Origin of the sequence: Acinetobacter sp. WC-323, assembly GCF_000314615.1 — a bacterium.
Lineage (GTDB): Bacteria > Pseudomonadota > Gammaproteobacteria > Pseudomonadales > Moraxellaceae > Acinetobacter > Acinetobacter courvalinii.
Map to the genome: position 1 here is coordinate 25,704 of NZ_AMZS01000044.1, position 20,644 is coordinate 46,347.

General features: G+C 43.7%; 18 protein-coding genes. 6 read left to right on the plus strand and 12 right to left on the minus strand.

Annotated elements, in window-relative coordinates:
* Positions 1–71 precede the first annotated feature (71 nt).
* Entirely contained in the window at positions 72–2,807 is a 2,736-nt protein-coding gene (secA, locus tag ACINWC323_RS09520; protein WP_009512081.1) for a preprotein translocase subunit SecA, read from the minus strand.
* A gap of 363 nt (positions 2,808–3,170) precedes the next feature.
* Here secA and ACINWC323_RS09515 point away from each other — a divergent pair, with 363 nt between their 5' ends.
* The 3 genes from ACINWC323_RS09515 to ACINWC323_RS09505 all read left to right on the plus strand — a co-directional run bounded on the left by ACINWC323_RS09515 (position 3,171) and on the right by ACINWC323_RS09505 (position 5,551).
* A complete protein-coding gene (locus ACINWC323_RS09515; protein WP_009512177.1) occupies positions 3,171–3,806 on the plus strand; it encodes a peroxiredoxin in 636 nt (211 codons plus the stop codon).
* A 345-nt stretch (positions 3,807–4,151) separates the two neighbouring features.
* Positions 4,152–4,970: an MBL fold metallo-hydrolase gene (locus tag ACINWC323_RS09510; protein ID WP_009512125.1), complete on the plus strand. Its 819-nt coding sequence runs from the start codon at positions 4,152–4,154 to the stop codon at positions 4,968–4,970.
* Positions 4,967–5,551 carry a dual specificity protein phosphatase family protein gene (locus ACINWC323_RS09505; RefSeq protein ID WP_009512135.1) on the plus strand — a complete coding sequence of 195 codons (585 nt, stop codon included), beginning with the start codon at positions 4,967–4,969 and terminating at the stop codon, positions 5,549–5,551. The genes ACINWC323_RS09510 and ACINWC323_RS09505 overlap by 4 nt, the downstream gene beginning before the upstream one ends.
* A gap of 68 nt (positions 5,552–5,619) precedes the next feature.
* Here the strand turns inward: ACINWC323_RS09505 and ACINWC323_RS09500 are convergent, their stop codons facing one another.
* The 5 genes from ACINWC323_RS09500 to trpA all read right to left on the minus strand — a co-directional run bounded on the left by ACINWC323_RS09500 (position 5,620) and on the right by trpA (position 10,702).
* Entirely contained in the window at positions 5,620–6,555 is a 936-nt protein-coding gene (locus ACINWC323_RS09500; RefSeq protein WP_032881478.1) for a DUF6929 family protein, read from the minus strand.
* Positions 6,556–6,646: 91 nt separating this feature from the next.
* Positions 6,647–7,732, minus strand: coding sequence for an SPOR domain-containing protein (locus ACINWC323_RS09495; RefSeq protein ID WP_009512133.1), 1,086 nt, complete (start codon positions 7,730–7,732; stop codon positions 6,647–6,649).
* The gene (gene folC, locus ACINWC323_RS09490) at positions 7,723–9,009 is read right to left on the minus strand and encodes a bifunctional tetrahydrofolate synthase/dihydrofolate synthase (protein ID WP_009512080.1); all 1,287 of its coding nucleotides are present in this window, start codon (positions 9,007–9,009) and stop codon (positions 7,723–7,725) included. The genes ACINWC323_RS09495 and folC overlap by 10 nt, the downstream gene beginning before the upstream one ends.
* Positions 9,006–9,902 carry an acetyl-CoA carboxylase, carboxyltransferase subunit beta gene (accD, locus tag ACINWC323_RS09485; RefSeq protein ID WP_004775442.1) on the minus strand — a complete coding sequence of 299 codons (897 nt, stop codon included), beginning with the start codon at positions 9,900–9,902 and terminating at the stop codon, positions 9,006–9,008. Before accD ends, folC begins: the two co-directional genes overlap by 4 nt.
* Positions 9,899–10,702 carry a tryptophan synthase subunit alpha gene (gene trpA, locus ACINWC323_RS09480; protein WP_005226895.1) on the minus strand — a complete coding sequence of 268 codons (804 nt, stop codon included), beginning with the start codon at positions 10,700–10,702 and terminating at the stop codon, positions 9,899–9,901. Before trpA ends, accD begins: the two co-directional genes overlap by 4 nt.
* A 274-nt stretch (positions 10,703–10,976) precedes the next feature.
* Here trpA and ACINWC323_RS09475 point away from each other — a divergent pair, with 274 nt between their 5' ends.
* Positions 10,977–12,308 carry a Na+/H+ antiporter NhaC family protein gene (locus ACINWC323_RS09475; protein ID WP_009512087.1) on the plus strand — a complete coding sequence of 444 codons (1,332 nt, stop codon included), beginning with the start codon at positions 10,977–10,979 and terminating at the stop codon, positions 12,306–12,308.
* 280 nt (positions 12,309–12,588) lie between these two features.
* On the opposite strand, the gene ACINWC323_RS09470 is transcribed toward ACINWC323_RS09475, so the two are convergent.
* Complete coding sequence (locus ACINWC323_RS09470) at positions 12,589–13,611, minus strand: AraC family transcriptional regulator (protein WP_009512116.1); 1,023 nt, start codon at positions 13,609–13,611, stop codon at positions 12,589–12,591.
* A 116-nt stretch (positions 13,612–13,727) separates the two neighbouring features.
* Here ACINWC323_RS09470 and ACINWC323_RS09465 point away from each other — a divergent pair, with 116 nt between their 5' ends.
* A complete protein-coding gene (locus ACINWC323_RS09465) occupies positions 13,728–14,603 on the plus strand; it encodes a metal-dependent hydrolase (protein WP_009512119.1) in 876 nt (291 codons plus the stop codon).
* A gap of 101 nt (positions 14,604–14,704) precedes the next feature.
* Here the strand turns inward: ACINWC323_RS09465 and ACINWC323_RS0119045 are convergent, their stop codons facing one another.
* Together ACINWC323_RS0119045 and ACINWC323_RS09460 are read right to left on the minus strand one after the other, a co-directional pair.
* Positions 14,705–14,992 carry a hypothetical protein gene (locus tag ACINWC323_RS0119045; RefSeq protein WP_032881470.1) on the minus strand — a complete coding sequence of 96 codons (288 nt, stop codon included), beginning with the start codon at positions 14,990–14,992 and terminating at the stop codon, positions 14,705–14,707.
* A gap of 158 nt (positions 14,993–15,150) precedes the next feature.
* A complete protein-coding gene (locus tag ACINWC323_RS09460) occupies positions 15,151–16,146 on the minus strand; it encodes a DUF2804 domain-containing protein (protein WP_009512161.1) in 996 nt (331 codons plus the stop codon).
* 216 nt (positions 16,147–16,362) lie between these two features.
* Here ACINWC323_RS09460 and ACINWC323_RS09455 point away from each other — a divergent pair, with 216 nt between their 5' ends.
* On the plus strand, positions 16,363–18,141 hold the full coding sequence (locus ACINWC323_RS09455; RefSeq protein WP_009512157.1) for a bifunctional metallophosphatase/5'-nucleotidase: 1,779 nt from the start codon (positions 16,363–16,365) through the stop codon (positions 18,139–18,141).
* 60 nt (positions 18,142–18,201) lie between these two features.
* On the opposite strand, the gene ACINWC323_RS09450 is transcribed toward ACINWC323_RS09455, so the two are convergent.
* Genes ACINWC323_RS09450 through ACINWC323_RS09440 form a run of 3 tightly spaced genes read right to left on the minus strand, consistent with a single transcriptional unit; the run spans position 18,202 to position 20,607 of the window.
* A complete protein-coding gene (locus tag ACINWC323_RS09450) occupies positions 18,202–18,714 on the minus strand; it encodes a DUF1543 domain-containing protein (protein ID WP_009512140.1) in 513 nt (170 codons plus the stop codon).
* Between the two features lie 8 nt (positions 18,715–18,722).
* Positions 18,723–19,967, minus strand: coding sequence for a tryptophan synthase subunit beta (gene trpB, locus ACINWC323_RS09445; RefSeq protein ID WP_005226888.1), 1,245 nt, complete (start codon positions 19,965–19,967; stop codon positions 18,723–18,725).
* Positions 19,948–20,607: a phosphoribosylanthranilate isomerase gene (locus tag ACINWC323_RS09440; protein WP_005226887.1), complete on the minus strand. Its 660-nt coding sequence runs from the start codon at positions 20,605–20,607 to the stop codon at positions 19,948–19,950. The genes trpB and ACINWC323_RS09440 overlap by 20 nt, the downstream gene beginning before the upstream one ends.
* Positions 20,608–20,644 lie beyond the last annotated feature (37 nt).

Consider the following 20,644-nt stretch of genomic DNA (forward strand, 5'->3'; position numbering starts at 1 on the left):
TTATTTATCGTAAAAAAAAGCAGAGTCCAATGCTCTGCTTTTTTATTTTAGTGCAATCTAAAAATCAGGATTTAGATTTTACCGTGACATTGCTTGTATTTTAAGCCTGAACCACATGGGCACGGCGCATTACGGCTTTCCGGTACCGGGAATGGTGCATTGTCGGTAAAGCCTTCAGTTTCTTCAGAAACCGTGACTTCTCCGGTTAAACCATCTACATCATCATGTTCAAATGAAAGACGCATTGATTCAGCCTGACGTTGTTGCTGCGCTTCAAGCTCCGCCAATTCTTCGGCTGTCGGTACATGAACACGAGATAAATCAGTCACCACATCAGACTTGATAATCCCCAGCATATTCACGAATAAGTTGAAGGCTTCTTTCTTGTATTCTTGTTCAGGGTTCTTTTGTGCATAACCACGTAAATGAATCCCTTGACGCAAGTAATCCATCGCCGCCAAATGATCTTTCCAATGACGATCCAGTGAGTTCAACATGAAATGACGTTCCAGCATGGCTGCGGATTCATCTCCCATTTGCTCACGACGTTGGCGATAACGGGTAATCACTTCATCTGCAATACGCTCAATCAGGCCTTCCTCGTCTAAACGGCGATCTTGGTCTAACCATTGCTGTACCGGTAACTCGATTCCCAAGTCAGACTGTAACGCCCCTTCCAGACCTTCAATATCCCACTGGTCATGAATTGATTCCGGTGGAATAAAGTTGGCAATTAGGCCTTTCACCACTTCGTGATGCATTTCTTCGATATAGTCTTGTAGCGTACTTTCTGCCAGAACTTCATCACGTTGCGAATAAATGATCTTACGTTGTTCGTTGTTCACGTCATCGTACTTCAACAGGTTCTTACGAATATCGAAGTTACGAGCCTCAACTTTACGTTGTGCATTTTCAATCGAACGGCTGACCATCTTGTGCTCAATCGCTTCGCTTTCTTGCAAGCCCATGGCACGCATCATGGCAACTACACGGTCACCTGCGAAGATACGCATCAAATCATCTTCAAGCGACAGATAGAAACGAGATACACCCGGGTCACCCTGACGACCTGCACGACCACGCAACTGGTTATCAATACGACGTGATTCATGACGCTCAGAACCAATGATATGCAGACCGCCAGAACTTAACACGTCTTCGTGATCTTTTTCCCATTGTGCCTGTAAACGCGTTTCGTCTTCAGGGGTCGCATTTTCAATTTTGGCAAGCTTGGCTTTCCAGTTACCACCCAGCAAAATATCGGTTCCACGGCCCGCCATGTTGGTTGCGATCGTCACCGCATTCGGACTACCTGCTTGCGCAATAATATCTGCTTCACGCTCATGCTGTTTCGCATTCAGGACTTCGTGATGAATACCGGCCTGTAATAACTTGGCTGATAAAATTTCACTGGCTTCAATCGTCGCAGTACCGATCAGGATCGGTGCAACGCCCTGCTGACGAATCTTAGTAATTTCTTCAATAATCGCGGTGTATTTACCATTTCGATTTAAATAGATTAAATCGTTATGATCGACACGGACCATTGGACGGTGGGTTGGAATAATCACCACATCCAGACCATAAATTTCTTTCATTTCCGAAGCTTCAGTATCGGCAGTACCGGTCATACCTGACAGCTTTTTATACAGACGGAAATAGTTCTGGAAAGTTGTGGTTGCCAGCGTCTGGTTTTCTGGCTGAATTTCCATGTTTTCTTTGGCTTCAACCGCTTGATGCAAACCTTCTGACCAACGACGACCCGGCATGGTACGGCCCGTGCTCTCATCGACAATAATCACTTCTTCTTTTTGGGTCTGCGGATTAATACCGATAATGTAATGTACATTCTTCTGGTACAAATAGTGCGCACGGATTGCAGCAGTCACATGGTGAACCAGATTCAGGTTGGTTGCTGAATACAGGCTTTCACCTTCAGCCAACAGCCCCATTTCAATCAGTTTCTGTTCAACCGTTTCATAACCGATTTCAGTCATTTCCACTGAACGCTGCTTTTCATCCACCCAGAAATGTCCACCATCTGCCACTTTTTCTTCTTTCTGTGGACGTAATGTTGGCGGAATACTGTTGATCAGCTGGTATAGCTGAGATGAGTCTTCGCTTTGACCAGAAATGATCAATGGTGTACGCGCCTCATCAATCAGGATCGAATCGACCTCATCGATGATGGCATAGCTTAAGCCGCGTTGTTTTTTCTCTTGTAACGAGAACACCATGTTGTCACGCAGATAATCGAAACCAAATTCGTTGTTGGTCCCGTAAGTAATATCGGCCGTATAGGCTTGTGCCTTTTCATCAGGCATCTGCATGGAGTAAATCACACCAATGCTCAAGCCTAAAAATTCGAATAATGGACGGTTTAACTCGGCATCACGCTGCGCCAAGTAATCGTTTACGGTAATGACGTGAACGCCTTGACCACTCAATGCATTGAGATAACACGCCAAAGTACCCATCAGGGTTTTACCTTCACCGGTACGCATCTCGGCAATTTTACCTTCGTGCAAGGTAATACCACCAATTAACTGCACATCGTAGTGACGCATGCCCATGACACGTTTTGCCGCTTCACGGCAGACAGCAAACGCTTCTGGCAATAATTTATCTAAACTTTCGCCATTACTAAAACGTTGTTTGAATTCTGGAGTTTTTGCAGAGAGGTCTGCATCGTTAAGAGCAGATATCGTCGGTTCAAGCGCATTAATTTGTTCAACAATTTTACGCATGCGTTTGAGCTCGCGCTCATTTTTTGTACCGAAGATACCTCCGATCAGACTTGCCAACATGAATAAACTCTCTAATCCTGTTTGTTATAAGGTTCGTCAATAACAACAAACCCTAGGTCGGTTAATTTTTTCTTAGCTGTTATTATGGAGTCAGAAATAAGAACTACAAGTGCTTTGCATCCAAACAGGTAAAAAAATCTGCGAGGCGATTCTGACATCACACCAGTAAAGATGCGTTAATGTAGCAAATTTGCCTTAAACTTACATCGACCTGAATGTGAATTTCCGATCATTTTTTAACAAGATCCCTAAGAGATATCTCAAAAGTTCATAACAAAATACAAAAACAATAATTTTATTTATAAAGTGAATGCTGCATATTGAATAGAGAAACGACATAGAAAAAAGTATAGAGGACTGATCATGACATTACGTTTAGGCGATACCGCGCCAAATTTCCAGCAAGAATCAAGCGAAGGTAATATTGATTTTTATGACTTTTTAGGCGATAGCTGGGGTATTCTGTTTTCCCATCCAGCAGATTATACGCCGGTCTGTACCACCGAACTGGGTTATACCGCCAAACTGAAAGATGAATTTGACAAGCGTGGTGTTAAAGCCATTGCCCTTTCGGTAGATGATGTTGAATCTCATAAAGGCTGGATTCAGGACATTAATGAAACCCAGAATACCACGGTGAATTTCCCCATCATTGCGGATAAAGACCGAAAAGTGTCTGAACTTTATGGATTTATTCATCCCAATGCCAGTGAAACCTTAACCGTTCGCTCATTGGTCATTATTGACCCGAATAAAAAAGTGCGTTTGATCATTACCTATCCGGCATCAACAGGCCGTAATTTTAATGAAGTATTGCGCGTGGTCGACTCACTGCAACTTACCGACAAACATAAAGTTGCGACACCAGCAAACTGGCAACAAGGCGAAGATGTGGTGATTGTGCCATCATTAAAGGATGAGGAAGAAATCAAACAACGCTTCCCGAAAGGCTATAAAGCTGTTAAACCTTATTTGAGACTCACGCCCCAGCCTGAGTGAGGACCAAACGAGCAACGCTCGTTCCGAAACGCAAGGTGAACAGCTAGGCTGTGAGCGAAGAGATTGAAGCCGATTAAAGGCTTTAAGCGAAGCGCAAGACAAACGAAGTGCGTAGCCATAAAGACCAGCAACGCTCGTTCCTGAGAAGCAACTAAAGCTTCGCAAGAAAGTGAGCAGCTATGCTGTGAGTAAAAGATTGAAGCGAAAGCTTTAGTCGCAGTGCAAGACAAAATATCAAGCCTATCTCAGCGATAGGCTTTTTTCGGTCTGATTCAAATTTGTTTTGGTATTTCTGAATCGATACGTTATAAAAATAATTCGATCCGGAACACAATAAAAATCATCATGATCTATAACATCCATCACCTGCATTGTGGCAGTTTTTGCCCTGTCTGCGCGCCTTTATTTGGACAAAAGGGCTGGAAAGCCCATCTGGTCTGTCATTGCCTATTGATTGAAACTGATCGTGGTCTGGTATTGATTGATACCGGCTTGGGTCTGCAAGACTATTTACATACCGAACAGCGCCTTGGCAGTTTGCTGACACAATTTGGTTCGATCGTCCCAAACCTGAAACTCAGTGCCATTCAACAGATTCAGCAACTCGGCTTTAATCCCAACGATGTAAAACATATTTTTGTGAGCCATCTGGATTTTGACCATGCAGGCGGCATCTCTGATTTTCCCCATGCAACCGTGCATGTGCTGGCCTCTGAATTTAATGCAACCCAGACTTTATCTGGCAAAGGCAAACTACGTTATAAAACCGCGCAGTTTAAACAGCATCGACATTGGAGCTTTGCAGAACATAACGATGGTGAAGAATGGTTTAATCTGCAGCGCGTAAAAGGCCTCCCGTTGTTTCAGGATGAAATTTTAATGGTGCCTTTGCTCGGACATACACTTGGACACACAGGCATTGCAATAAAAAAACAGGACGGCTGGATTCTGTTCTGTGGGGATGCCTACTTTTCTCATTTGGAACTCAATCCTAAACATAAACTCAGAGCGCTCGATCTTACCGAACGTTTATTGGCTGAAGATAACCAGCAGCGTTTGCATAACCTAAAACGCTTACAATCTCTGGCTCAACATGAGCCTAAGATTGAGTTAATTTGTGCACACGATCCCGTTGAATTCAGTCGCTATCAAGCTATCTTATGAAAAAAACACTCATCGCGCTTACAGTCACTTCCTGCCTCAGTATCGGTGGCTGTATGAAACATCCAGGCCTGGATGATGAACAACGCCCTGAAAATTGGGGAACGCTGATCTCACACACCCATAATTTTTATCAGATCAGCAGTGATGTGTTTCGTAGCGAACAGCCGAGCAATCAGTTAATTCCAAGCTTAAAACAGTACAATATTGATACGGTGATCAACCTTCGTGCACGCAATGACGATGCCAAGGTGCTTAAAGATCAACCCTTTAATCTGGTCCATATCCCGATTTATACCTGGGCGATCAATCGTGAAGACTTATTACAAGCGATGCGTGCTATTCAAACTGCCAAACAGAACAATCAAAAAGTCTTAATCCATTGCTACCATGGTTCAGACCGTACAGGTGCGACCATTGCCATGTATCGCATTATTTTTGAACACTGGTCAATTGAAGATGCGGTAAAAGAAATGAAACAAGGTGGCTATGGTTTTCATGTGATCTGGAAGAATATCGAGCATTTGCTGAGCCCTGAAAATGTAAAATGGATTCAACAGCAACTGTCGAATCCATCTCGTTAAGACACTTATTTTGTCTATCTGATTCACTTAAATTCAGTGAGGATAATTATCCAGCAAAGCATATTGGCTTAATTTTGTAGTTTTTCAAAAGCAGAATGACTCAGCAATACTTTCAAAATTTCAGAATTTCCCCCGTCACTGTCGGTGACCAATAAAAATACTTCGCCCTCAGGTCGCGACTCGAGCCACGTAATCCCTTCAACTTTAATGGGTAGCGTTTTGCCTTCTACATTCTGAATCAAATGACTCGATAGAGCTTGACCATCTGGTGAGAACAACAAAATAAAACTCCCCAAGACATCACCATCATCATAGGTATTTAATGTTTGCTCAACCGCAGCCGTGGCAACAATTAGTTTTTTATCCAATAAAAAATAGGCATCAGAAATCCCACTTGCAGCGCCCTCAATCTCAGGCAAGTTGAGGTTGAACGAATTGATAAGGGCATTTTCTAACGATTTCTCTTCTTGAATCTTAGCTAAATCAAAGACTAAAACACCATGATGGCGATTAATATTACCGCGTTGAAAGATGTAGAGATGATGATGGTCTGAACATATTGCTTCTATATTGAGATCAGCTCCACCTGTTAATTCAGTATTATTTTCTAAAAAGTAATAATCCACCGCATCTAAAAAAGTTTCGACCTGATCATTGGCAGGATTATAGAGTAATGCTTGTTTACGATTTTCCGTAGAACCCGATCCCATAATCAATAACTGTGGTTGTCCGTTAAAGTTGAGGTAGGTTATTGCTTCAAAATCAGGCTTTTTTTCTTTGCTCAGTGGGATAAGTTGTATTTGCTGGGATTGTTCAAATAGTGGAATTTTTTCGAAGACCGTTGCACTGAGCGTGCTATTGTTTCGGTTGGTTTTGAGTAAGTAACAAACATCGTCACCCACAAAGTAAAGATCTTCCCCGATACAACCAACACCAGATAGTGCACTAATCGCAGAATCAGATTCAAAAATAAACCGTTCTAATATCCGAATATCAGTATTTATGTTCATATCGTTTCCCCTAACTCAAGAGAATACTCGCAGGGTAGCTAACGCCTGCGAGATTTTTCAAATTTGTCTAGGAGAAGATCAGCATTTATCGCTGGTCAAGCGGAACCCAATCAATCACCCAGGCTGATTTCATATTCAGACTATCATCAGAGGTAATTTTCTTACGGGTCGTATCTGCCGTATCACGGTCTTTGGCTGGGCCAACCATGATCCGAATACCTTTAGAGGTCGGGCTAGTGGTTACCTTATAGCCTTTAGCACGTAATTTCGATACCACGGCATCTGCATTGGCCTGATTAGCGGCCAGTGCTACTTGTACCATCCATTTCTTATCGCCGTTTTCCATCAGGTCACGGGCTTTTTCAGCTTCGGCTTTCTTTTCAGCTTCTGCCTTACGCTTATCTTCAGCAGCTTTCTTGTCCGCTTCGGCTTTACGTTTATCTTCAGCGGCTTTCTTATCCGCGTCGGCCTTACGCTTGTCTTCCGCGGCTTTCTTGTCGGCTTCAGCTTTACGCTTGTCTTCAGCAGCTTTCTTGTCTGCATCTGCCTTACGTTTGTCTTCCGCAGCTTTGCGATCAGCTTCCGCTTTCTTTGCGGCTTCTGCTTTACGTTTATCTTCCGCTAGCTTTTTATCAGCATCAGTTGTCTTTTGCTGGTCTGCTTTTAACTGTTCCGCTCGCTTCTTTTCATCCGCTTTGCGTTTGTCTTCAGCCAGTCGTTTTGCCTTGGCTTTTTCATCTTCAACCAGTTCAGGCGGGATATTGTCTGAACTTTCTTGTGCAGCGGTACGGCGAGCATTGATCGCTGCGTATTCTTCTGCGGCTTTACGCGCTGCTGCTGCTTCTGCCTGCTGCTGCATTTTTAAAAATTCAGCTGCACGTGCCTCTTGTTCAGCAACTGCTTTTTCACGAGAGCGACGTTGTTCTTCAAGCAAACGTTTTTCTGTTTCAACATCAACCGCTAAAGGTTGTAATGAAACCATTTCACTCTCTTGGGCAGGCTGAGCAGTTTTTGGCTTAGTGGCTGTTTTGGGAATAGGATGAGTAACGGTAGCTTGCGTATGATCTTGCTCTATTTCTTCATTACCTTTAAGAAGCAGTGCGGCCAATAAAACACCACCTCCTAATAGAACAACGCCACCCATCCAACGTTGTTTGTTATTCATCGACATTCTTCTAAATACTCCCAGACCGCTTCTAAAGTATGAAACGAACCACAGACTAAAATCAGCTGATTGTTATTACCTTGTTTCAGCACAGTTTCAAACGCTTGCTGGATACTGCCGAACTCATGGACCTGTTGCCCTTGCAATGCATCTTGAATCTGTTGCACTGGTGCGGCTCTAGGCACATCTAAATTAGCAATAAACCAATCTTTTACTGTTGTTTTTAGTAAATCAGTGACAGATGGAATGTCTTTATCTGCCAACATTGAAAATACTGCAACAACTTCTGTGTACTGTTTATTGTATTTTAGGAATTTTCGCAACTGCTTCAACAAAAATTCGACACCATGGGCATTGTGCCCCGCATCAAAAATAACGGTTCTATCCTGAATTTGTCTGATTTCAAAACGGCCTTGGAGACGTGCCTGCTGAATACCCGTTGCGATGGCGTGTTGTGAAATGTCTATTCCACTCACCAGTACAGCAGCAACCGCAGTTGAAATATTATCCAAAGCCAGCTGACCAACAGGAAGCTTTAAGGTACTACCAGAAGATGCAAATGACCAGGTTTGTCCATTTTCATCCAGCTGATAGAAATAATCTTGATTGAGCTTATATAACTGGGCTTGTGTTTCAGCCACCTTATCTTGAACGGCTTGTGGCAATTGTTGTTGCCCGGCAAAAACCACCGGAATATTCGGACGAATGATTCCCGCTTTTTCAAATGCGATTTTTTCGACCGTATCGCCGAGCCAGTCGACATGATCTAAACCAATATTGGTAATCACAGCAACATCCGGATCAATCACATTGACCACATCAAGACGACCACCAAGACCGACTTCAAGCACCCAGACATCACATTGTTGCTGTTTAAAAATGACAAAAGCAGCCAAAGTGGTTGCTTCAAAAAAAGAAAGGCTTAATCCACATTCACGGCGAGCCTGATCGACCTGTACAAAAGCATCTATCAGACGCTGATCATCTACCTCGGCACCCGCCAGTTTTACGCGCTCGTTAAAACGGTAAATATGCGGTGACTGATACAGGCCCACCTTATAACCCTGCGCATTTAAAATTGCAGCTAAAGTTGTCGTGGTCGAGCCTTTACCATTCGTACCTGCGACGGTAAATACTTTCGCCTCAGGTTGCATCACACCCAGCTTTTCAGCCACAGGAATAACGCGTTCTAAACCTAAATCAATGCCTGTAACATGAACATGGCCCCAATAATCGAGCCATGTTGTTAATGTATCCGTTGAATGTGGAGCGTGCGGTTTCAAGGTAAGTTCATCAGTTTTGCAACAAGTCTGTATACAGTATCACGTAATGCATGACGATGAACAATTTGATCGACCACACCATGATCAAGCAAATATTCTGCACGCTGGAACGGTTCTTCCAGTTTCTCACGTACGGTTTGTTCAATTACACGCTTACCGGCAAAGCCAATCATCGCCTTCGGTTCAGCGATATGCACATCACCCAGCATTGCCAATGAAGCCGTTACACCACCATAAACCGGATGAGTTAACACCACCACATAAGGCACACGTGCTTCTTTCATTTTCTGGATGGCTGCTGCAGTACGTGCCATTTGCATCAAGGACAACATGCCTTCCTGCATACGTGCACCGCCTGAGGCTGCAAAACAGATCATTGGCTGGTGTAAAGCAATGGCACGTTCAGCCGCCTGAACAAAACGGTCGCCCACAACTGTACCCATTGAACCGCCCATGAAATCAAAATCAAAAGCACAGGCAACAAGGTCTAAACCTTTAAGCGAACCTTGCATTACCACAAGTGCTTCTGTCTCACCCGTTTTGTCTTGCGCTTCGCGCATACGATCTGGATACGGTTTGCTATCCACAAACTTTAATGGATCTTTGGCATTAAATTCCTGACCTAACTCACCATTGACCTGGTCAAAGAACCAGTTCAGACGATCACGCGCACGCATACGCAGGTGCTCATCACACTGAGGACAGACATAGGCATTAAATGACATGGCAGTACGTGTCACCAGTGCATGGCACTCAGGACATTCAATCGTAGGCTCAGTAAAGGTCGCTTTAAACGTTTGCTGTTGATCTGCCACCTGAATACCAGGAACATGACGCTCAGTCCAAGGGGTTGAAGGGTTAAGAACCTTCCCTGATGTTAACTCTTGACTCATACTAACTCATCGAGCGCAGCTCGAAGCTCCTTCACTTTATTCACCGTCTGTTGCGCAGCTTGATCTGCTGGCAATGTCGCAAAAGATTTAACGAAAGCACTTCCTACAATCACGGCATCGGCAACCTGACCCATCGCTTTTGCAGACGCCGCATCACTAATTCCGAAACCAACACCGACTGGTACACTGGTTTTAGATTTAATTTTTGCAATACGCGCTGCTGCTTCAGCAGTATCTAGGGTTGCTGCACCAGTCACACCTTTGAGTGACACGTAGTAGACAAAACCACTTGCCTGATTGACCACATGTTGAATACGCTGGTCGGTTGAGGTTGGCGCAAGCAAGAAAATCTGATCCATTCCATTTTGTTTAAGAACTTCACCTAATTGCTGAGATGCTTCAGGTGGTAAGTCCACCAGAAGTACGCCATCAACACCACAGTCTTTCGCATAAGTCACAAACTTTTCATAACCAATCACTTCAACAGGATTTAAATAGCCCATTAAAACAACTGGTGTCGTTTGATCTTTTTCGCGAAAAGCTTTCACCATATCCAATGCATCTAAAGTATTGGTTCCACCTGCCAGAGCACGCTCAGCTGCCAAAGCAATTACAGGACCATCTGCCATCGGGTCAGAGAACGGAAGACCCAGTTCAATAACATCAACCCCTGCCTCAACCATTTGATGAAGCAATGGAACAGTGACTTGTGGATGCGGGTCACCTGCCATTACATAAGAAACAAGCGCTTTACGTTGCTGAGATTTAAGCTGTTCAAAACGAGTGGCAAGACGTGACATAGGATTATGCTTTCCTGATTTATATAAATTAAGGAGTTGTTTGTGGTCATTTAAAAACACTGCATTGTAACGCTATTTTTTGTTCATTGAACAGAGTTTGACGTGAATGCGATAGCGAATCCTGCGACTTACAACTCCCCTGCTACATTTATCTATATTTTGAGTTTTTTCTCAATGATCAAAGATTCCTAATTTCAGGCTGATCGCTTAGCATTTTAGAATTTCGCCAAGCTCCTTTATACTAGCCGCAATTTTTAAGTTTCCTTTTTATTTTATGTCTGCCCACTCTCCCGAAAAAGTACAAAGCAATGCCCTTGCTTTGCTGCCGCTATTGGTATTTTTGATCATCTTTCTTGGGAGTGGTCTTTATCATTCAATGATCGGAACTGAATTTGCCTTTTATCAGGTCAAGGCACCTGTGGCTGCAATTCCTGCGGTGATTCTCGCACTTCTGCTGTATAAACAGAAACTCAATACAGCGATTGAAGAGTTCCTGCAAGGTGCCAGTCACCCGAATCTGATTCTGATGTTCATGGTGTTTATGCTGGCAGGTGCCTTTGCCAGTGTTTCCAGTGCCATTGGCAGTGTCGATGCGACGGTACAGTTAGGACTTTCGCTTATTTCGCCAGAATTTGTCTTACCCATGCTGTTTATCATTGCCGCCTTTATTGCTACGGCCATGGGTACCTCGATGGGCACCATTGCAGCCTGTGCGCCCATTGCCTTTGGTTTTGCTCAAGCGACTGATATTGCGCCGGTCTATGCCATTGGTGCGGTGGTTGGTGGTGCCATGTTTGGCGATAATTTATCGATGATCTCGGATACCACCATAGCAGCAACCCGTAGCCAGAATGTCGAACTCAGAGATAAATTTCGGGTCAATGTCTGGATTGCACTTCCCGCAGCCATCATCACCTTAATGGTTTATATTTCCATGAGCCATCAAGCAGAAGCCATTCAATCCAAGCCTTATGATCTCTGGCTGATTCTGCCTTATCTGGCGGTGTTCTTTCTTGCTTTTACCCGTCTGCATGTTTTGGCAGTGCTGATGATCGGCGTGATTTTATCAGGTCTGATGGGGCTGCTTGAAAAACCGGATTTTGATGTGCTCAAGCTGAACAGTGCGATTTATGACGGCTTTGTCGGCATGTTTGAGGTGGCATTACTTTCCATGTTGCTGGGTGGACTGTCCGCCCTGATGCAAAAACAAGGCGGATTGCAGTGGCTGATTCAACGCATTTATGCGATTACCCGCCTATTTAAATTCGGTAAACAGCGTGCTGGTGAATTCGGTATTAGTTTTCTGGTGGTCTTCTCGAATCTATTTGTGGCCAACAATACCGTTGCAATTATTTTATCGGGCGATATGGCGCGTGAAGTGGCTAGAGAATACGGCGTAGATCCTAAACGGAGTGCAGCTTTACTGGATATTTTTTCTTGTGTGGTTCAAGGCATGATTCCTTATGGAGCACAGTTACTACTTGCCTGTTCGATTGCCAAACTTTCTCCGGTTGAATTGATTGGCAATATCTACTATTGCTGGATTCTTGCGATTTGTGCAGTGCTTGCCATTGTCTTTAATTATCCGCGTTTAAAAAAACCATAGAAGATTTGAATTACTGCTCAAATCCCACTCTCAATAACGCTTCAATTTAGACAAGAATCTACTATCGAGGTAGGCGACATGGATATCGCCCGTTGGACTAGCCTTGCGCTGCATTTCAAAGCAGGGCTTTAAAATTTGCTCAGGACGTACCGTCAGTCCAACAGAGGATTTTTGTTACTTTTCATCCCTGAAAAGTAAGGAAAATATCAAACCCATTTGTTTGTTTATAAATCAAACTACCTTAGCTAAACACTTATTAATTAAAAGTTTGATCTAAAATCTACAGAGATTTTAAAAACTGCTTGGGTGTAACGCCTGTCCAACGCTTAAACGCCCGTCCAAACGCACTCTGATCCGCATAATTCAGCCGTTCCGCAATCTCAGACAAAGACTTACCTTGTTGCAGATACAGCTTGCTCTGTTCTAAACGATACTGATCCAGCACATCCTGAAAATTCAATTCATAAGCCTTTAACTGACGTTGAAGTGTCCGTTCCGAACAATGCAAACGCTTCGCCACATAGCTTTGCAACACTTCTTCCTGCTGCACTAAGCCCTGTTCAATCAGACTATGCATTTTTTGTCTAAATTGCTGCTGCTGAACCTCAAACGAGCTGACACTGTTCAATGAATGCTGTGCCTGAGTAGACAAGACCTGATTCAGTTGCTGGTCTGCCGCAATACTTTTTGCCTTTAAAACCTGATTGGAAAAGCGGATCGCATATTGGCCCTGCTGAATCTGAATCGGACAACCATAGAATTTTTCAAAATGATACAGTGCCGTATGCGGGGCATAGCCAAACTGGATCATCTGCGGTGGCACTAGAGCATCCTGCACAATCGATTGCGCGATTTTAAAGATCAAGGCTAGATTCAGCTCATACATTTCCCGATAGTCGCAATAAGATGCGCCCCAGACAATCTGGATATAATCAGGAAACTGCTGGACATCGAGCTGTTCCAGATTGGTTTGTTTAAATACCAGCGAGTAGTATCGTTGCAAGAGTTGGAGTGCCTGCTGGAGATCCATACTGGTTGAGGCCAGATAACCCATCAAGCCCAAATCCTGCAAATTGGCATGTTCAGCCAAAACTAAAGTAATCGGACGGGTGAAGTGTGCTTGAGCTGCCTGTAACAATAACGCATAACGTTCGACATCAAAGTCACGCTCATCCGGATTTTCCAGACAGGCTTGAAAGGTTTGCCAAAGTTCAGGCGCAACAACTTTAGACAAATCAATTTGTTCCTGCTGCAAAACACGATTCAATAAACGTAAATATCCAATGATTATTTTAACGGACATGGGCCAATCTCATCCTGAGCTGTCGTTATTTGTATAAAAATTGGCTGTAACTGTCAAAACATTTCATCGGACTTTTTCCATACTGGCTACATGAAGAAAAACAAGGAATAGCAAAGATGAATGCACATGTTTCCTATCAAGTTGATCCTGTGGTCAGAACCAAACTGGACTTCCATCTCGAGCAGGCACCCCGCTTCTGGTTCGGTGGCGACCCATTCCGTACCCGTATGTTTGATGCCCTCAGCCTGACTTTCCCTGATGGCGAGCGTTATTTTATTGAATGCGTCCGTTTATTCCGAGACAAAATTGATGATCCAGACTTGCAGGAACGTGTCGCTGACTTTATTCGGCAGGAAGCACAGCATGGTATCGCGCATGATAAAATGAACCAGATCATGAAAGATCAAGGGATGCCTGTGGATCAGTTCACGGCCCGCTTAAAGAAAATCTTTCGCTTTGAACTGAAGAATCGCTCTCCTCAATACAACATTGCCATGACCGCAGCAGCCGAGCATTTAACTGCGCTGATGGCGGATACCTTCTATAGCAAAAAAGAGACGTTGGCCGAAGCTGATCCTTTCGTACGTGCACTTTTTGCTTGGCATGCGATTGAAGAAATGGAACATCGTGATGTGGCATTTGATGTGATGCGAGAAGTTGGTGAAGTGCCTGAAGCAACCCGTCGCTTTGCCTTAGTGTTCACAACTGTCATGATGTTTGGTTTTACTCTATACCGTACTGATGTGATGCTCAAAACCGATGGTTTTAACTTGAGACAACGTTTTGATATGGCACGTAAAGGTTTACCGTGGTTCTTTGGACGTAACGGTATTTTGACTGCAAAAAGAGCACAATATAGCGATTGGTTTAAAAAGGATTTCCATCCAAATCAACATCCTGTTATTCGCCAATACGATGTCTGGATTGATACTTTAGCCAAGACCAATGATCCAATTGCTGCGGGTGAAGCGTTTTGGCAAGCAGGATTATAAATATATCTCGTCCATCCTACTAATATATTTTCTATTCAATATCCCTCGTTCTATTACACATTAATTGGACGAGGTAATAATGTCTAAGTTATGAATTGAAATTATTTAGAATCAAATAAAACAATTTTACTCCAGATTCGCTCTAAAAGAAAATTGCGAGCTTCATCTTCGGAATCAGCAGAGAAAACACAGTATCGTTCGTTATCTAAAAGATTTACTAATGATAAATTAGAGTCACATAACGCCTCTTCTAACTCATTTCTAAGCTTATTCCTATACGCTGGTTTCTGCAAAGAGGTAATCAAAACAACTTCTTCACGTTCCTCGGTTAACCCGACATCTACCGACATAACAGATGCTAATAGATTTCTCAATATTTGGTAATCCATCAGATTTACCTCATTTCATATTTATGCTAAACCACTTAATTTATAATAAACTTATCAAGTTAATGTTTTAAAACCATCTATAATAAATATTTCCTTTATAAATAGAGCTGCTGAAGCATAAAATTATTTTATCAAGCTAACTTGATACTGTTTAAACATCACCACTTCGCGTAATGTTGTTCTAACAAACCATATTGGCTATCTAATGACACTAATTCGACCTGTTCATGCGCAATCGTTCCACTGACTTTGGCTTGCCATTGATTAAACTGACTGCCGATCAAACGCAAGTTAATATTCTCAAAACGGCACCAGCCTGTTTCCACCACCAAGTTTAAACATCCACCCAAAGAACGAATTGACCAAGTTTTTTCATCTTTTTGCTCAAATAAAACATCCGTCAGCGGATACAAACGTCCATTGACCCACAAAGTATTTTCATTACCAAAACTTTCATTGACGCCTGATGCCAGATTGATACCAATACGACGATCTTGTGCATCACGGAACTGGCAAGACAACCAGAACCAGGCCGTCTCAGGGCGCAGAAAACCACAGGTATCATCCAAAGCCGCAAGACTATAGGCATTAAATTCAATTTGTTGCTGGGCTGGGCTGATAAAAAAGCCCTCGACCGCCAATGTGGTTTGCTTCTGGGTATAGGTCCAGCCATTAATCCCGGTCGGGCTACATAAACTTAAGGCATCGGTCCCTGCACAAAAAATCCGTGCTTTTAGCTGGATTTCACCATGTTTGCTGACCTGAATGTAACGTACGCCATTGGCATGCTGCATATCAAATTGATAGGCTGATTTTTTGAACGAACTTTGACTAAATAACGGCTGCTCATCCAATTGTGTTTTGAATGCCAAAGGTTGAATCGCATTCCACTCAATCACCTTTTTAGTCTGGTGATCATAAATATAAAAGAACGCATGCCCAGCCCAGGATAGGTCGACAATTGCCACACCAATGCTGTAATGCTCATGTTGCAAGCCACAGAATTTAAATTTTTTATATTTCAGTTGCTTGCGCCAGCCAGTTAATACCTGTCCATAAGGCGTTTTATAAATATAGTCATCCAGATTAATTCTTGAGGGTACCTGATCAAAACGTCCATAACGTGGCTGACCATTGGTTTGTATCAAATCCATTCTTTCATTCCATGAGTACGGGTTTGCAACTGCTTCAATCATAAAGCTTAAGTGGACAAATTTGCTAATCGTTTTATCTGTAAAAATGATAACTGCGCCGTAGTTCTTAGCGCTCAATCCCAGTGCTTGCCAAATGATTCTAGCTCATAATTTCATCAAACATTCATACAGAAGTTTTATTTTTGAAAACAATCTTATACCACCCGATCAAAAACAATGATGACCCAACAATTATTAAAAGCCAAAGTTCTCTGTCTGATGATGCTGGCGTTAACGGCCTGTAATGATCATGACGATAATGATGGAACATCAACGGTTGAACGCAAAAATCAAAATATCAACATTCTTGCGTTCAATGATTTTCACGGTAATCTTGAACCGCCCAAACGCTTTATAGAAGCAGATGATCCAAATGACAGTAGCAAAACGGTACGTATTCCTGTCGGGGGCGTCAGTTATTTTGCCGATGCGATTAAAAAATTACGCGCGCAATATCCAAACAATGCGGTCGTTTCGGCAGGTGACCTGATTAGTGCTTCACCACTGACCTCATCCCTGTTTCTGGATGAGCCGACCATTGAAACCATGAATGATATTCAGATCGATTTTAACGCAGTCGGCAATCATGAATTTGACCGTGGTACCGATGAATTACGTCGCTTGCAGAATGGCGGCTGTCAGCAATATACCAGTACCAAACCCTGCCAGATCAATCCCAAGTTTGAGGGTGCCAAGTTTAACTTCCTGGCTGCCAATGTCTCAATGAAGGCTGATCCCAACAAAACCTTATTCCCTGCCTATAAAGTCAAAAACTACGGTGGTATTCCGGTGGCCTTTATCGGCATGACCCTAAAAGCAACACCAAGCATTGTCTCAGCTGCGGGTATTAAAGACGTTAACTTTAATGATGAAGCCGATACGGTCAATGCCTTGATTCCAGAGTTAAAGAAACAAGGCATTGAAGCAATTGTGGTGGTGGTACATGAAGGCGTCGCACCAAGTACTAAATTTAATAAGAAAACTTGTGATGGCCTTAGCGGTCCATTACTCGGTATCCTCGATCGCCTAGATCCTGCAGTTGATGTGGTGGTGTCTGGACATACCCATCAATCTTATATTTGTGATTACTCGACCAAGAATCCGCAAAAACCGTTCCTGCTCACCTCTGCTGGACAATACGGTACCGCCATTACCAATATTCAATTAGAACTGGATGGCAAAACAGGTGATGTGATTAAGAAGGATGCCAAACAGGTTCCGATTCAAAGTGAAGCCTATACCTCGGGCTCAACCACAGTGAACTTGACGGATCTATATGAGAAATTCAATAAAACCCCAAGCATTGAAGCCATTCTGGATAAATATCGTCAAGCCGTCACCAGCATTTCAGCCCGTGTCGTTGGTACCGCGGATGGTGTGATTAATCGTAATGCTACCGAAAGTGGTGAAAGTGCTTTGGGTAATTTAATTGCCGATGCACAGCAGGCCATGGCATTAACTGCAAGCAATCAAGGTTCTGACTTTACCCTGATGAATCCGGGGGGTGTACGTGCCGATTTACTGGTCAATACCAATAATCAGATTACCTTTGGTGATGTCTTTACCGTGCAGCCATTTGGCAACTCGATTGTGACATTAAGTCTGACAGGCAAACAGATTCGTGAGGTGTTAGAGCAACAATGGTCAGGCGCAAATGCAGCCACAGTACGTATCTTGCAGCCGTCTAAAGAGCTCAGTTATACCTATAAGAAAGATGCATCGAGTTCATCACGCGCGAGCAATATCTTGGTTGCAGGACAAGCGCTAGATGATAACAAGGTTTACCGTGTGACCGTAAACAGCTTCCTTGCCGATGGTGGTGATAACTTCACGGTATTAAAACAAGGTAAAAATCCAGTCGGTGGCGGACAAGATATTGATGCCCTAGAACAATATGTGGCTCAGCATTCTCCTCTGACAGCACCCAAAACCGATCGAATCAAAGTCACACCTTAATCAGATCCTAAATAAAAACAGGGAAGCAATTGCTTCCCTGTTTCTTTTCTAAAATCATGCTTAAGCTAAGGTGAGATAAGTATTTTCCCAAATCATCGGACTAAACTCACCTTGAACCAAATGGATATAACGTCCTGCGATATGATCTATCGGAATGCAATCATCGACATCCACCACACGATCGGTATGCGCCTTATGCCAGTGTTGTTCAATGAACTGTTTGCCCAGCTGTTTTGCCGCCACTGCATCAGCTGCAACGACAAGATGATAGCTATGCAACTCACCAAATGCATTTGGCGTATAGCCGCCCAGATTAATCAAGTACAGCTTTTTATCTGATGCTGATGGTGCCGCATCGGAGAAGTGAATCTGATAATTCACACCTTGCGACTGCACACCTGAAATCTGCGCCCAGGCATCAATATGCAAACCATTTAATTCACCAAACCAGGCCTGTTTCAGTTGCGGTGTAAGCTCAGACAAGCTATGACCAATTGCTATCACCACATCATGTACTTCGGTGTTGGCACGCACATGACGGCCACCCAGCATCACCATAAACAGACTTGGCATCTTAAGACCTACATATCTACCATTTCAACGCCATCAATACGCGCAACCGTCATCAAATCTTTATCACCACGGCCTGAAACTGTCGCAATAATGATTTGATCTTTCGACATAGTCGGTGCAAGTTTAGTGACATAAGCCATCGCATGTGAACTTTCAAGTGCAGGGATAATACCTTCAATCTTGGTGAGATCACGGAAACCTTGTAAGGCTTCATCATCATTGATTGGCACATATTCCACACGGTTCATGTCTTTGAGGAAACTATGTTCCGGACCTACGCCTGGATAATCCAGACCAGCTGAAATACTATGCGTTTCAATGATCTGCCCTTGCTCATCCGACATCAAATAAGTACGATTACCGTGTAATACACCCACATGCCCTGCATTCAACGGCGCAGAATGTTTACCTGTTTCGATGCCATGACCTGCGGCTTCAACACCGTACATTTTCACATCTTGATCATTCAGGAAGGGATAGAACAAGCCCATCGCATTTGAACCACCGCCAACACAAGCGACCAAAGCATCTGGCAAACGTCCTGCCTGTTCCTGGATTTGACGGCGCGCTTCACGACCAATAATCGACTGGAAATCGCGAACCAGTTGCGGATATGGATGAGGACCAGCCACAGTACCAATCACATAATAGGTACTATCAACATTGGTGACCCAGTCACGCATCGCCTCGTTCATGGCATCTTTCAAGGTTTTTGAACCGCTTTGTACGGGCACCACCGTCGCGCCCAACAAACGCATACGATAGACATTCATGGCCTGACGTTTCACGTCTTCGGCGCCCATGTACACGACACATTCCATACCTAGACGTGCTGCAATGGTTGCCGTCGCCACGCCATGCTGACCTGCACCGGTTTCCGCAATGATGCGTTTCTTACCTGACAACTTTGCCAATAATGCCTGTCCGATCGTGTTATTAACCTTGTGCGAACCGGTATGATTCAAGTCTTCACGTTTCAGGTAAATTTGCGCACCGCCGAGGTGCTGAGACCATCGCTCGGCATAATACAGCGGACTCGGACGACCAACATAGAACGCAAGATCACGGTCAAACTCTGCTAAAAACTGTGCATCATTCTTCATACGACCATAAAGACTTTCGAGGTCTTCAAGTGCAGCCATCAGCGTTTCTGATACAAAACGTCCACCATGAATACCGAAATGCCCTTGCGCATCGGGAAACTGGGTGTAATCAATCACCTGATTTTCTTGATTAGAGTTTTGCTGATCCACGTTGGACTCCTTGCATAAATTTTTCAATGAGTTGTTGGTCTTTTATACCTTTTGCGGACTCGACGCCTCCGCTGACATCCACAGCAAAAGCAGCTGTGGTATCAATAGCTTCACTGACATTTTCAGGGGTTAAGCCCCCGGCCAGGATGAGTGGAATATCGAGTTGGGGAAATTGCGTCCAGTCAAAACTGTGCCCTGTCCCACCTTTTAGCTCAGGATGCCAAGCATCTAATAACACTGCACTGGCGCCCGCTACTTGATAGCGCTGGATTTCAGCGACCACATCCAGACCAGGTTTGACCTGAATCGCTTTATACCAGCGACGTTTGCATTGTGTTGCGATGAATTGGCATTGTTCTGGCGTTTCATCGCCATGTAGTTGTAATACATCCAAAGGAACCGAATCAAGCACCGTCTGGATTTCTTTAGCAGTTGCATTTACAAATAAGCCGACGAGCTGTACATAAGGCGGGACCTGCTTTGCCAATGCTTGCGCCTGCTCAATACTGACATGTCGCGGACTTGGCGGGAAAAAAACAAAGCCGATCGCATCTGCACCAGATTGTACAACGGCGTGAATATCTTGTATTCGGGTAATTCCACAAATCTTGGCGCGAGTTCGCATCTGGCTTTGGCGCATGAGCTGTCCAATCTAGTCTGAATATTTTGAAGCTCTC